This is a genomic window from Nonomuraea rhodomycinica (assembly GCF_013363995.1).
GTDB lineage: Bacteria > Actinomycetota > Actinomycetes > Streptosporangiales > Streptosporangiaceae > Nonomuraea > Nonomuraea rhodomycinica.
The window spans coordinates 862,326-875,540 of the sequence record NZ_JABWGO010000001.1; the positions used below are offsets into that span (position 1 = coordinate 862,326).

13 protein-coding genes are annotated in these 13,215 nt (G+C 74.3%); 7 read left to right on the forward strand and 6 right to left on the reverse strand.

The features are described 5' to 3' along the window. The first annotated feature begins 118 nt into the window (after positions 1–118). The 5 genes from HT134_RS04060 (at position 119) to HT134_RS04080 (ending at position 6,259) form a co-directional block, all read left to right on the forward strand. On the forward strand, positions 119–1,228 hold the full coding sequence (locus HT134_RS04060; RefSeq protein WP_175598870.1) for a DUF5925 domain-containing protein: 1,110 nt from the start codon (positions 119–121) through the stop codon (positions 1,226–1,228). Between the two features lie 91 nt (positions 1,229–1,319). Continuing rightward, positions 1,320–2,393 carry a C39 family peptidase gene (locus tag HT134_RS04065; protein WP_312887956.1) on the forward strand — a complete coding sequence of 358 codons (1,074 nt, stop codon included), beginning with the start codon at positions 1,320–1,322 and terminating at the stop codon, positions 2,391–2,393. Positions 2,394–2,397: 4 nt separating this feature from the next. After that, complete coding sequence (locus HT134_RS04070; RefSeq protein WP_217707167.1) at positions 2,398–4,326, forward strand: S9 family peptidase; 1,929 nt, start codon at positions 2,398–2,400, stop codon at positions 4,324–4,326. Further along, the gene (locus HT134_RS04075; RefSeq protein ID WP_312887957.1) at positions 4,323–5,594 is read left to right on the forward strand and encodes a M20/M25/M40 family metallo-hydrolase; all 1,272 of its coding nucleotides are present in this window, start codon (positions 4,323–4,325) and stop codon (positions 5,592–5,594) included. Before HT134_RS04070 ends, HT134_RS04075 begins: the two co-directional genes overlap by 4 nt. Before the next feature lie 62 nt (positions 5,595–5,656). Continuing rightward, entirely contained in the window at positions 5,657–6,259 is a 603-nt protein-coding gene (locus HT134_RS04080; RefSeq protein WP_175598872.1) for a TIGR03086 family metal-binding protein, read from the forward strand. Positions 6,260–6,289: 30 nt separating this feature from the next. Here the strand turns inward: HT134_RS04080 and HT134_RS04085 are convergent, their stop codons facing one another. Beyond that, positions 6,290–7,279: a helix-turn-helix transcriptional regulator gene (locus HT134_RS04085; RefSeq protein WP_175598873.1), complete on the reverse strand. Its 990-nt coding sequence runs from the start codon at positions 7,277–7,279 to the stop codon at positions 6,290–6,292. 93 nt (positions 7,280–7,372) lie between these two features. Here HT134_RS04085 and HT134_RS04090 point away from each other — a divergent pair, with 93 nt between their 5' ends. Beyond that, positions 7,373–7,771, forward strand: a complete 399-nt coding sequence (locus HT134_RS04090) for a VOC family protein (protein ID WP_175598874.1) — start codon at positions 7,373–7,375, stop codon at positions 7,769–7,771. 139 nt (positions 7,772–7,910) lie between these two features. On the opposite strand, the gene HT134_RS04095 is transcribed toward HT134_RS04090, so the two are convergent. From HT134_RS04095 to HT134_RS47505, 5 genes are all read right to left on the reverse strand, one after another. Next, complete coding sequence (locus HT134_RS04095) at positions 7,911–8,393, reverse strand: GNAT family N-acetyltransferase (protein ID WP_246363535.1); 483 nt, start codon at positions 8,391–8,393, stop codon at positions 7,911–7,913. Continuing rightward, positions 8,386–9,129 (reverse strand): hypothetical protein, encoded by a 744-nt coding sequence (locus tag HT134_RS04100; RefSeq protein WP_175598875.1) that lies wholly within the window; start codon positions 9,127–9,129, stop codon positions 8,386–8,388. Before HT134_RS04100 ends, HT134_RS04095 begins: the two co-directional genes overlap by 8 nt. Positions 9,130–9,345: 216 nt before the next feature. After that, positions 9,346–9,930, reverse strand: a complete 585-nt coding sequence (locus HT134_RS04105) for a hypothetical protein (protein ID WP_175598876.1) — start codon at positions 9,928–9,930, stop codon at positions 9,346–9,348. A 100-nt stretch (positions 9,931–10,030) separates the two neighbouring features. Further along, complete coding sequence (locus tag HT134_RS04110; RefSeq protein ID WP_175598877.1) at positions 10,031–10,930, reverse strand: response regulator; 900 nt, start codon at positions 10,928–10,930, stop codon at positions 10,031–10,033. Continuing rightward, positions 10,920–12,074: a sensor histidine kinase gene (locus HT134_RS47505; RefSeq protein ID WP_175598878.1), complete on the reverse strand. Its 1,155-nt coding sequence runs from the start codon at positions 12,072–12,074 to the stop codon at positions 10,920–10,922. The genes HT134_RS04110 and HT134_RS47505 overlap by 11 nt, the downstream gene beginning before the upstream one ends. Positions 12,075–12,345: 271 nt before the next feature. Between HT134_RS47505 and HT134_RS04120 the strand changes: the two genes are divergently transcribed. Next, a complete protein-coding gene (locus HT134_RS04120; RefSeq protein WP_175598879.1) occupies positions 12,346–13,200 on the forward strand; it encodes a glycerophosphodiester phosphodiesterase in 855 nt (284 codons plus the stop codon). Positions 13,201–13,215: the final 15 nt, after the last annotated feature.

The window sequence follows — 13,215 nt, forward strand, 5'->3', positions numbered from 1 at the left end:
CGAAATGTCCTGTTCAGCGGGATGGCGCCGGACCTATGACGGATCGCTATGGCGCCGATGCCATGCCATATCGCAAAATCCTTCGACAGGACACCGCCGGAAATGGATCATTATCCTCATGTCCGTGATGAAGGAGGTGCCGTTCCCGAGCCCTGACTCGCCCGGCCTGCCGATGAACATCTGGATCGACGACAGCGACAACGCGATCGACGTCATCGACGCCCTGGCGCTGTCGCCGTTCGCCACCGGGGTGCAGCCCTGGTCGCGCCAGGCCAACCTGGAGCGGGTCCGCCCGGAGGCCACGCTGAGCCCGGCCGGCGGCCGGCTCGTACGCACCGCGCAGATCCAGGACGGCCAGGAGTCGCGGCTGATCTGCGGTGACGGCTGGACCCTGCGCGTCGTGCGCTACCGCAACCGCAGCGCCACCGTGAGCGTGACCGCCGTGACGGAGGAGCTGGCCCGTTCGGTGCTCAAGGAGAGCACGGACGGCGCCGTCGAGCCCGAGCCGGAGACCGACCACGTGGAGATGGGCTTCTGGTGGCGCGGCGCGCACGGCGGCACCCGCTCGGAGAGGCCGATCACGGCGCAGTCGTGGGAGGAGATCAGCGGCAACTACTCCGCGCAGGTCCGCCGTTCCCTGAGCACGCTCATGGCGGTCACCCCGGCGGAGGTGCACGGCCGGCTCATCCTGCTGCACGGCCCGCCCGGCACCGGCAAGACGACGCTGCTGCGCTCGCTGGCCAGGCAGTGGCGGGAGTGGTGCCAGGTGGACTGCGTGCTCGACCCGGAGCGGCTGTTCAACGACCCCGGCTACCTCATGGAGGTCGCCGTCGGCTACGACGCGGACGAGGAGCGGCAGCGCTGGCGGCTGCTGGTGCTGGAGGACTGCGACGAGCTGATCAGCGCGGCGGCCAAGTCGCAGACCGGGCAGGGCCTGTCGCGGCTGCTCAACCTCACCGACGGGCTGCTCGGCCAGGGCCGCGACGTGCTGGTGGCGATCACCACGAACGAGGACCTGGCCCGCCTGCACCCGGCCGTCGTCCGTCCCGGCCGCTGCCTGGCGCAGCTGGAGGTGGGGGCGCTGACGCGCGAGGAGGCGATCGGCTGGCTCGGCTCCTCCGACGGGATCGGGCCGGCGGGGGCGACGCTGGCGGAGCTGTACGCGGCGCGCTCGGGGCGGGCGGTCCCGGTCCCGGCGGCGGACGAGTCCACCGGCCTGTACCTGTGACGACCTCTCGAAGGCGCCTTTTTCTGACATTTCCGGCGCGTACGTAAACCTTCCGATGCGGGCGACCAGGCCGGGGAGCACAATCGGCCTGGTGCTCACCGTCGATCCGGCCCGCGTCGCCTTCCACCGCCTCGCCGTGTCCTTCGCGGCCGCGGACGGCGTCCCGGACGGGCTCGCCCCGTGGACCGGCGAGGAGGTGCCGATCGGCTTCCCCGCCACCCAGCTCGTCCCGTCGTGGACGGCGCGCACCCCGCCCGGCTCCTGGGTCGAGATCGAGCTGCGGGCCAGGACGGCGTCCGGCTCGCTGACCAAGTGGTACGTGATGGGCCGCTGGTCGGAGCACGGCGACCCGCGCACCTCCGTGGCCGGCCAGGGTGACGACGACGGCGACGTGGCGGTCGACACGTTCGTGGCGCGGCGGCCGGTGACGGCCTTCCAGGTGCGGGTGACGCCGTGCGGGCCCGGGGTGGAGGTGGGCTCGCTCGGGGTGATGGCCTCGGCGGTGCCGCCGTTCCCCATCGTCCCCGCGTACGAGCCGGGCCGGGACGGCGCGGGCGAGGTGCGGCTGGACGTCCCCTGCCACTCCCAGCACGAGCACGCCGGCCACCACCCGCACCTGGACGGCGGGGGCGCCAACTGGTGCGGCCCGGCCTCGGTGGCGATGGTGCTCGGCTACTGGGGGCGCGGCCCCGAGGCCGGCGACCTGGCCTGGGTGGGCGAGGGCGACCCGTCGCCGCTCGTGGACCACGCGGCCCGCGGCACCTACGACACCAGCTACCAGGGCACCGGCAACTGGCCGTTCAACGTCGCCTACGCCTGCCGGTACGGGCTGAGCGGGTTCGTCACGCGGCTGCGCTCGGCGGCGGAGCTGGAGGCGTTCGTCCGCGCCGGGATCCCCGTGGTCACCTCGCAGTCGTTCAAGGCCCACGAGCTGCCGGGCTCCGGCTACTCGACGGAGGGCCACATCATGGTCGTCATCGGCTTCACCGCCGGGGGCGACGTCGTCGTCAACGACCCGGCCGCGCCGAGCGACGCCGACGTGCGCAGGGTCTACCCGCGGGCCGCGTTCGAGAACGTGTGGCTGCGGGGCTCGGGCAGCGGCGGCATCGTCTACGTCCTCCACCCGCCCGGGCACCCCCTTCCCCCTTCCGACGGCAACTGGTGAGCAGATGAGCATTCGACCGATCGACGTGGCCCGTACCGACGGCGGCCCCCTGTGGGTGGAGGCCGTCGCCACGCCCGCCGGGGTGGAGGTGTGGTGGGACGAGCCCCGCCCGCACGAGGGCGGCCGGCGGTGCGTGGTGCGGCGCCTGCCGGACGGGTCGCGCGTGGACGCGCTCCCGGCCGGCTGGAACGCCCGCAACCGCGTGATCGAGTACGGCGGGCGGTCGTGGCGGCCATTGCCGGACGGCGGGCTGGTGTTCACGAACTGGGCGGACCAGCGCCTGTACCGGCTGGACGGCGGCGCATCGGGCACGAGCGGCGCGCCGGGCACAGGCGGGGCGCCGGGCACGGGCGGGGCGCCGGGCACCGGCGGGGCGCCGGTGGCGCTGACGCCGGAGGGCCCGGCCCGCTACGCCGACCTCTACCTGCCGCCCGGCCGCGACGAGGTGTGGGCGGTGCGCGAGGTCGGCACGGAGCGCGACCTGGTGGCCGTGCCGCTGTCCGGCGGGCCGGTGCGGGTGATCGTGCGCGCGCAGCACTTCCTCATGTGCCCGCGCCTGTCGCCCGGCGGCGGCCACGTGTCCTGGATCGGCTGGGACCACCCGAACATGCCGTGGGACGGCACCGAGCTGTGCGTCGCCGAGCTCGACGCGGACGGCGTCGCCGGGCCGCACGCGGTCGTGGCCGGCGGGCCCGCCGCGTCGGTGGTGCAGGCGGAGTGGCGCGACGAGGACAGCCTGTACGCCGTCATGGACCCGACCGGCTGGTGGAACGTCCACCTGGTGAGCCGGGAGGGCGGCCCGTCGCGCAACCTCACGCCGCGCGAGGAGGAGTTCGGCGACGCGCCGTGGAAGCCGGGCATGTCGTGGTTCGCGGTCACGGAGGCCGGGCTGGTCGTGGTCCGCGGCACGGCCGACCGCTGGTCGCTGTCCGTGCTCGACCCGGAAACCGGCGAGCTGCGGGACGTGGGCGGCGAGGCGACGTACTGGGGACCGACCGTGTCGGCGGCCGGCGGCCTGGCGGTGGGCGTGGCGGCCACGCCGTACACGCCGCGGGAGGTCACGCTCGTGGATCTGGCGAGCGGCGCGCGCGAGGTGGTGTCGGCGCCCAAGCCGCTGCCCGCCCGCGAACTGCTGCCCGACCCGGAGGCGGTGACGATCGAGGGCGTGCACGCGCACCTCTACCCGCCGGCCGGGGCGCCCGCCGGCCCCGCCCCGTACGTGATCTTCGTGCACGGCGGGCCGACCGGCAACAGGCCGATGGTGCTCGACCTGGAGATCGCCTACTTCACCAGCCGGGGGCTCGGCGTGGCCGAGGTCAACTACGGCGGCTCCACCGGCTACGGACGCGCCTACCGCGAGCGGCTGCGCCACCAGTGGGGCGTGGTCGACGTCGAGGACTGCGCCAAGGTGGCGCGCGGCCTGGTCACGATGGGCCGGGCCGACGCCGCGCGGATCGCGATCCGGGGCGGCAGCGCCGGCGGCTGGACGACGGTGGCGGCGCTGGTGCACAGCGACGTGTTCGCGGGCGGGGTCGCGCACTACGCGATCACCGACCCCGAGAGCTGGGCGGCCGAGACGCACGACTTCGAGTCGCGCTACCTCGACGGGCTCATCGGCCCGCTGCCGGAGACCCGCGACCGCTACACCGAGCGCTCGCCGCTGCTGCGCGCCGCGCACGCCTCGGGGCCGTGCCTCATGCTGCACGGCCTGGAGGACGCGATCGTGGACGTCGGCCAGGCCGAGCGGTTCGTGGCCGAGCTGGACCGGCACGGCAGGCGGTGGGCGCTGCTCACCTACCCCGGCGAGCAGCACGGCTGGCGCCGGGAGGAGACGATCGTCTCCGTGCTGGAGGCCGAGCTGGCGTTCTACGGGCTGCTCTTCGGGTTCGAGACGCCCGAGGTGCCGCAGCTGAAACTGGAAGGAAGACCGTGAAGAGCGTTGCCGAGATCTGCTCGGACCTGATCAGGTTCGACACCACCAACCCGGGCTCGGGCGAGCGGCCGGCCGCCGAGTACGTGGCCGTGCTGCTGGCGGAGGCGGGCCTGGAGCCGGAGGTGTTCGAGTCGGCCCCGCGCCGCACGACCGTCGTGGCCCGCATGGAGGGCGACTCGCCCGACGCGCTGCTCATCCACGGCCACCTCGACGTGGTGCCGGCCGACCCGGCGGAGTGGCGGACCCACCCGTTCTCCGGCGAGATCGCCGACGGCTGCGTGCACGGCCGGGGCGCGGTGGACATGAAGGGCTCGTGCGCGATGACGCTCGCGACCGTGCTCGGCATGCGGGCGCGCGGCGAGCGGCCGCGGCGCGACATCGTGCTCGCCTTCCTCGCCGACGAGGAGGCGACCGGCGACTACGGCTCGCGGCACGCGGTCACCGAGCACCGCGAGCTGTTCGACGGGGTCACCCAGGCGATCAGCGAGTCCGGCGGGTTCAGCGTCGGCTCCGGCGAGCACCGGGTGTACCCGGTGGCGGTGGGCGAGCGCGGCACGGCCTGGATGAAGCTGACCGCGCACGGGGTGGCCGGCCACGGCTCGCGGCCCGCCGTGGACAACCCGGTCGCCACGCTCGTCCAGGCGCTCTCCCGCGTCGCGTCCCATCAGTGGCCGGTACGGCTCACCCCGTCGGTCGCCGCGCTCATCCAGGCGCTGTCGGAGATCACCGGCCAGCCGGTGGACCTGGACCGGCTGGACGAGGAGGCGGCCCGGCTGGGCGCGCTGGGCCTGCTGTTCAAGGGGCAGATCCGCAACTCCGCCAACCCCACCATGCTGGACGCGGGCTACAAGGTGAACGTGGTGCCCTCGACGGCCGAGGCCCACGTGGACGGCCGTTACCTGCCGGGGCTGCAGGAGGAGTTCCTGGCCACGATCGACGAGCTGCTCGGGCCCAAGATCACCCGCGAGTTCGTGAACCTGGAGGACGCCCCGGCCGCGCCGTTCCCGTCGCCGTTCTTCGACGAGCTGGCGGGGGCGCTGGTGGCCGAGGACCCGCTGGCGCGGCCGGTGCCGTACGTGATGAGCGGCGGCACGGACGCCAAGTCGTTCGCCCGGCTGGGCATCGAGGGCTACGGGTTCGCGCCGCTGATGCTGCGGCCCGACCTGGACTACTTCGGGATGTTCCACGGCAAGGACGAGCGGGTGCCGGTGGAGGGGCTGGAGTTCGGCACCCGCGTGCTGACCCGCCTGCTCACCGGGACATTGTAGTGGAACAAAGCATTCCGTTCTGATATGCTGGACTCATCAGCGAGACGGAAGGGCTGCGGAACATGAGCGAGATCGCGAACACCGGCTGGGACGTGCTGGACTTCTCCCACCAGGCGCTGCGCCAGGTCGTGCGCGGGGTGCCCGCGCAGGCGTGGCACCTGCCCACCCCCTGCGCGCAGTGGGACGTCACCCAGGTGCTCCAGCACGCCGCCGGCGACCAGATCGGCTTCGCCGCGTTCCTCACCGGGGAGCCCGGTCCGGCCGAGGACCCGTTCGCGCCCTCCGGCACCCTCGCCGGCGACCCGGAGGCGTACGCCGAGGCGGCCCTGAGCCGCTCGGCCGCGGCCTGGGCCGGCGTCGACCGCGCCGCCGAGCAGGTGCCGGTCCCGGTGCCGCCGAACGCGATGGAGCCGTCGCTCGGCGCGGCCGCCTGCGCGCTCGACGCCGCCGTCCACGCGTGGGACATCGCGCTCGCCACCGGGCAGCCGTCGCCGCTCACCGGCGAGGTGGCGCGGGAGCTGCTGGAGGCGGCCCGGCGGTTCGTCGAGCCGCTGCGCGCCTGGGGGGCGTACGCGGCGGTGCTGCCGGCCGAGGACGGCGACGACGACGTGGCGGCGCTCCTGCGCTACCTGGGCCGCGACCCCCGCTGGACCCCGGCCACCTGACCCCCGCGACGTCCTGAAGCCCGCCCGCCGTCAGGCTCGGCGGGCGCAGGACGCGAGGCGATCGGCGAGCGCGACGACGAGGTCGCGCAGTTCGTCGGGGCGCTCGATGACGAACGGCCGGTCGAGTGAGGCGAGCACCGGAGGCAGCCAGTCGAGCCGCTCCACCCGCAGCTCGACGCGCAGCCAGCGCTCGGCCGCCCGGTCCTCGCCCGCCGCGGACTCGTCCTCCTCCAGGCTCGCCACGCCGGCGGGAAGGCGGGCGCGGATCTGCTCGACCGTGCCGTGGATCCGCAAGGTCACCTCATGCCGGTACGCGGCCGTGGCGAACGCCGACAACACCCGCTGCGCCGGACCGGGGCCCACGGGCGTCGCGAACGAGCCGGGCAGGGTCCGCGCGTCCGCGATGCGATCGAGCCGGAAGGTCCGGTCCTCGCCGATCCGATCGTCCTTGCCCGTGACGTACCACCGGCCCGCATGGGCGACGATCCCGTACACGTGCAGCGTGCGTTCGCTGCGCCGTCCGTCGCGGTCGGTGTAGCGGATCGAGACCGGTCGGCGGTGGCGCACCGCATCGGCGACGGTGAGCAGGACCTCAGCGTCCGGGGTGTCGAACGCGCCGGGCTGATCGGTGAAGGCGAGAGCTTCCAGGAGGGCGTCGAGCCGGCGGGCGACGTGCTTGGGCAGCACCCGCCGGATCTTCGCCGAGGCCGTCTCGCCTGCCGTGTGCTCCGTCGTCGTCAACCCCGCTCGGCGGCCGGCGACCAGGCCGAGCAGCACGGCCAGCGCCTCGTCGTCGCTGAGCATGAGCGGAGGCAGGCGGTACCCGGGGGCGAGCCGGTACCCGCCGTAGCGGCCGCGCACCGACTCCACGGGCACGTCCAGGTCGATCAGCTGGTCCACATAGCGCCGCACGGTGCGCCCTTCGACGCCGAGCCGGTCGGCGAGTTCGGCCACCGTCCGGGTGCCGCCCGACTGCAGCAGCTCCAGGAGTGTCAGCACGCGGGCGGTCGGTCGAGGCATGTTCGCAGCCTAATGCGAATACTGGACCGATTCTGTCCACTATTTCGCCTAGCCTGCGACGTGCACGCCTCCAGCACAGCCAAGGAGATTCCCATGGACTTCGTCTCGATCCGCGTCATCACCAGCGACGTCGCGCGCCTCGTCGAGTTCTACGAGCGAGCCACAGGGGCGCGGGCGACGTGGGCCACCGACGACTTCGCCGAGCTCAGGACCGCGGGCGCCACCCTCGCGATCGCCGGCACCCGCACCGTCCCGCTGTTCGCCCCGGGCTCTGCCCGCCCGGCGGACAACCACAGCGTGATCACCGAGTTCCTCGTCGACGACGTGGACCGCGTTCACCGCGACCTGACCGGCTTCGTCACCGACTTCGTCACCGGGCCCACCACGATGCCGTGGGGCAACCGGTCGCTGCTGCTCCGCGACCCCGACGGCAACCTCGTCAACTTCTTCACCCCCGTCACCCCGGCGGCCATCGAGAAGTTCGCACGCTGACGCCACGCACAGCCGGCCCCCGAAGGGCGCCCGTGCCCGCGGATCGACGCGGGCACGACCCGGGCGGCGGCCTGATCCTCGTCTTGGACCAGCAGTCCGAACCCCTGACGGAGATCCCGCAGGTGCCGAGACGCCCCGCCTAGCGCTCGTCGAGCACGAACAGGATGTGCTCGTCCTCGCCGTGCGTGACCGTGCCCGCACGCCGGAACCCGCACCTCTCCAGCAGCCGCACCGACCCGGTGTTGCCGCCGAACGGGTCGGCGTGCAGGGGGCGGGCCTTCTCGGCGCGCAGGAACAGCGTCAGCGCCCGGGTGCCGACACCCCGCCCCCAGAACGCGCGGCCGAACCAGTAGCCGAGGAAGCGCCGCTCCCCTTCCCACCAGGCGACGACGTTGCCCGCGAGCACGCCGTCCACGACGACCGCCTGCACGAAGACCGTGGGGTCGCCCAGGACCACGGTGCGCCAGTGGGTCATGAACCGGTCGCGCTCACGGGCCGGGAACCGGGAGCGCCGGGTCGCCTCCGGGTCCTGCTCCTGCTCGAAGAAGACCTCCAGGTCGTCGTCCACCACGTCCCGCAGGATCACGTCCACGGCCCGGGGACCGTTCATGCCGTCACTCATGACCGCCGAGTCTGGCAGGCGCCACCGACAGTTCCCGGTGACGTTGCTCCTCCCACAGGTCCAGGGCGTTGCGCAGCTCGCGCTCGGCGCGGGGCGAGCGCGTGCCGGCCAGGCCCTGCCTGAGCAGGCGGGCCGGGGCGGGGCCGGCGAGCCACGCGTCCACGGCGGCGTACCATGGGTCGTGGCCGGCCGTCCGGCTGCGCCAGTCGCGGACGAGGGCGGCCACGTGCCGGGCCGCCGCCTCCTCGCCGGCCGTCTCCTCCCACACCGCCAGGTACGGGGCCGGGTCCAGGCGGAACTCGCCGCCGATGATCTCCAGCAGGTGCGGGGCGTCGAGCTCGCGCGGGTAGGCGCTCAGCGTCTCGCGCCACCAGAGGCCGACGGCCGCCACGACGGCGCGCCTCTCGTCGTCCGGCCAGCTCGCCCAGTGCGAGGCCGCCACGCGGGCCAGGACCGGCCCGACGAACCAGCCGTCCATCTCCTCGGTGATCAGCAGCTCCAGCAGGCGCGGGAGGTAGTGCTTGAAGTCGGCCTCGCCGCCCCAGGCGGAGTGGTTCCAGGCGTACGGTTCGAGGGCCTCGGCGCCGAGGGAGCGCAGCGGCCCGGTCCGGGCGGCCCGGACCAGCTCCGGGGGGACGCAGTGGTCGCAGACGACGGTGTCCTCCGGGAGCGGGTGCCGGGAGAAGGTCGCGTAGAGGTGGTCCAGCGCTGTGCGCAAGTCGGGGTCCGTGCTCACCTCACGGGATGCTAGACCGCCCGGCGCCGCGCCACGCGCGACTTCGCAGATGCGGCGCGCCGCCGGGGACGGCGCTCACTCCGGGACGGGTGGATGGAGGAAGGCGGCCTGGACGCCCGCCGAGGGGAGGGGCGCGGGCGGTCCCCTCCGCCCGCCCGCGCCCGCGAGGCCCGCACCGGGCGGCGCGTGCCCGACACGCGCGCCGCCCGGTCGCGGTCAGCCCTGGACCACGGTGAAGCGGGCGTGGATCTTGGAGGAGGCCCCCGTCCCGAACCGCGTGCCGTTCACCACCGCTCCGTAGCCCGCCCCGTTCGCCCAGTCCAGGGTCATCACCCCGGGCCGGGACGAGAAGTCGATGCTCGCGACCATCTCGGTGAAGGCGCTGCTGCCCCCGATGGCCGAGGACCCGTGGGCGCTCAGGCTCACCCGGTCGCCGTTGATCTGGTAGCGGCCGCGCAGCGGGTACAGGTCGGTGCGGACGTCCGTGGTGGTGAAGGCGAACGTGCCGTTGTCGAAGAAGGTGAAGACGGCGTTGGCCACCCGGGCCCGCGCGCGGGCGCTGGGTGCGCCCTTGACCTGCTGGAAGGCGAGGAGCCGCCCCACCCGCAGCACCACCGCCGCCCGCGCCCTGACCGCCGCCTGGAGGCTTTGCGCCCGGTACGCCGTCGCCGTCCCCGTCCCCGTCCCCGTCGCCGTCGCCGCGTTCGCCGGGGCCGGCGCGACCAGCAGCGCGCCCAGGCCCGCCAGCAGCGCCGCCCCCGCCAGGAACCGCCGCCCGCCCATCACATGCTCAGTGCCCATGTTCCCCTCCGGTGCAGCCGTCGTCACCTCATGGGTACCGCCCGTTGGAACGGTCCGGTATCCCCGGAAAGCTGGGGATTGCCGCCGGGGCGGCCCTGTGCTAGGGAGGCATGCCCAGCTCGTTGGCCCAGCGGATGGCCGCGCTGAGCGGCGCCAGGTTGCGGCTCTCGCCGGGATGGCAGGCCACGTACTTGTCGCGCACGCCCGCCAGCAGGTCCGACACCCGGTCCTCGCCGACGCGCAGCTCACGGGCCGCCTCGTGCCGGGTCATGCCGAGATGGCCGACCAGCCGCACCACCTCCCGCTCGCGCGCGGTCAGCCGGTAGCGGCGGTCCCTGCGGCGGCGTCGTACGACCTCGAAGACCCGGGCGACCAGCGCGTGCAGCTCGGCCTCGGGCACCCCGGCGCGCCGCGCGGCCTCCGCGGCGCTGTCGCCCTGGGCGAAGGCCCGCACGACGCCCAGCTCCACCGGCCCGAGCTCGCCGTCGGCCAGCGGGCGGCGGCGGACGTCCTCCAGCACGTAGCCGGCCAGGCGGGCCGAGACGTGGTGGTGGCCCTCGACGACGGCCGCGACCGCCGAGACGAACTCCGCGGGCACGGACGTCTTCTCCACGAACCCCCGCGCCCCCTGCTCGATCGCGTCCAGCACCTGCTCGGGCGTGGCCACCCCGGACATGGCCAGCACCCGGCAGCCGTGCGCGGACAGGTGCCGGATCGCGCCGCCCCACGACAGGCCGGGCAGCAGCCGCAGGTCGCAGATCGCGACGTCCGGGGCCAGCGCCCAGTCGATGTCCTCCACGTCCGTGACCGGGGGCAGGACCGCGAAGCCCGCGTCCAGCAGCCGCAGCGTGATGGACTCCGTGACCGACGGATGGTCGTCGACGATGATCAGCTTGGCGGAGCCCGCCCCGGAGCCCACGCCGGGGACCGCGCCGGGGACCGCGCCGGGGACCGCGCCGGGGACCGCGCCGGGGCCGCCGCCGGGGTCCTCATCCGGCATGGGCGGTCTCCGGCCAGCGGATCGCGACGCGCGTGCCCGCCCCGGGTTCGGAGGTGACGTCGCAGACGCCCCCGTGCCGGGCGACGGCGGCGAACGTGCGCAGGAACCCGCCGCCCGGCCGGACCCGCCCCGCCGCGAACCCGCGTCCCCGGTCGCGGATCACCACCTCCAGCCGGTCGGGGGCCGCCTCCACGAACAGGTTCACGCGCGCCTCCTCGCCCGCGTGCTTGAGCACGTTCGTGAGCGCCTCGCGGGCCGCCGCGGCGACCGCCTCGCCCACCTCCTCGGGCGGGTCGCCGTCCACGAGGATCACCGACGTCAGCGCCAGCCCCCGCGCGAGGTAGGCGTCGCAGACCTCCTCCATGAGCCGCTCGAACGGCAGCTCGTCGGCGGCGCGGGGGTCCATGATGAAGCGGCGCGCCCGGTTGGCCCCGAGCCGCGCCGCCCGCGCCAGCCCGGGATCGACGTGCTGCCCGGCGGCCACGTGGTCGACGATGGGCAGCAGGTGGTCGTGGATCTCCCGGTGGGTGCGCTCCCGGTGCCGGGTGATCATGGTGAGGCGTTCCTGCTCGGCGAGCAGGCGCTCGGCCCGCCGGGTGGCGTCCTGGGCCTTCTCCGCCGCGTCCGCCAGCGTGCGCAGCTCCCGGCCGATCAGCACCGCGATGGCGTACCAGAGCAGGAACCCGAGCAGGTCGGAGACCACCTTGATGGCGTAGTGCGGGTAGAGCGCGACCGGCCACGACAGGCACAGCGCCGCGAGCCCCGGCACGGCCCGCCGGCCGAACCCCAGCCCGAACCCCATCGCCGCCGACGCCACCAGGCTGTACGGCAGGAACTCCGTCGTGATCACGTTGCGCTCCGCCGGGAACGCGGCGCGCGTGCCGACGAGCATGACCACGACGCAGAACACGACGTCGCCCCAGATGAGCACCGGGTCGCGCAGGTCGCCCGAGCGCCAGGCGCGGCGGAAGAACCACGTCGCCTCGGCGGTGGCCGCCAGCGCGGTGGCGACGGACAGCACCGGGTGGGCCAGGTCGTTCCAGCCGAGCAGCGGGATGTAGACGAAGGGCGTGGTCCCGGCCCGGGTGTAGGCGATCATCCTGGCCATGCGCTCCTCGGTGTGGCGTTTCACCTGGCCCGACACCACACCTCCTCGGCCGCCCCTCCGCAGACCTGGAGCCCCCGCCACCCTCGGCCCTCGCTCCGGACATCGCCGCGATCGGCGGGTTGGTTACGCGGAGCCCGCCGCTTTCCTGACATGTCATGACCTGGTGAGTGGCGTGGCGGACACGCTACGCCCACCTCGACGCCACATCTCCCACTCGACATCCCGGAGTAACCCGAATCTCAACCCATGGTCATGCACGATTGTCAGGTTCAAGGGCGGAACCGCTCCCCCGGACCCGAGGAGACCCATGTCCCGACGACCCGGCCTCGTCATCGCGACCACGCTGATCGTCCTGGCGGCTCTCACCGCCCCGCCCGCCTCCGCTGCCTCCCGTGGGGAGGCACCAGTCGCCGTCGCCCACCGGGGCGCCTCCGCGTACGCGCCCGAGAACACCCTCGCCGCCTTCGAGCTGGCCGCCGAGCAGGGCGCCGACCTGTACGAGCTGGACGTCCAGGAGACGCGCGACCACCGGCTCGTCCTCATGCACGACACCACGCTCGCCCGCACCACCGACGCCGAGCGGGTCTTCCCCGGCCGGGCGCCGTGGCGCGTGTCCGGCCTGTCGCTGGCCGAGATCCGCAAGCTGGACGCCGGCTCCTGGTTCGGCGGAGACTTCGCGGGCGAGCGGGTCCCCACGCTCGCCGAGACGCTGAGCGCCATGAGCGGCAGCGGGATGGGGCTGCTGCTGGAGATCAAGGCCCCGCACCTGTACCCCGGCATCGAGGCCCGCGTCGCCGCCGAGCTGCGCCGCTTCCCCGTGTGGCTGGAGCCGGGGCGGCTCGTGGTGCAGTCGTTCGACTGGGACTCGATGCGCCGCTTCCACGCGCTCATGCCGGACGTCGCGGTGGGGATCCTCGGGACGCCGTCCCTCGGGCGGCTGGCCGAGCTGGCCCGCTTCGCCGACCAGATCAACCCGCCGTACCGGGACATCACCTCCGACTACGTGCGACGGGTGCACGCGCGCGGCATGCGGGTGCTCACCTGGACCGTGGACGACCCGGCCGTCATGCGGCGGATGCTCGGCCACGGCGTGGACGGCGTCATCTCCAACCGGCCGGACGTGGTGCGGGACGTCCTCGGCGAGGACCGCCGCGCCGCCTGACGCCCGGCCGCGCGC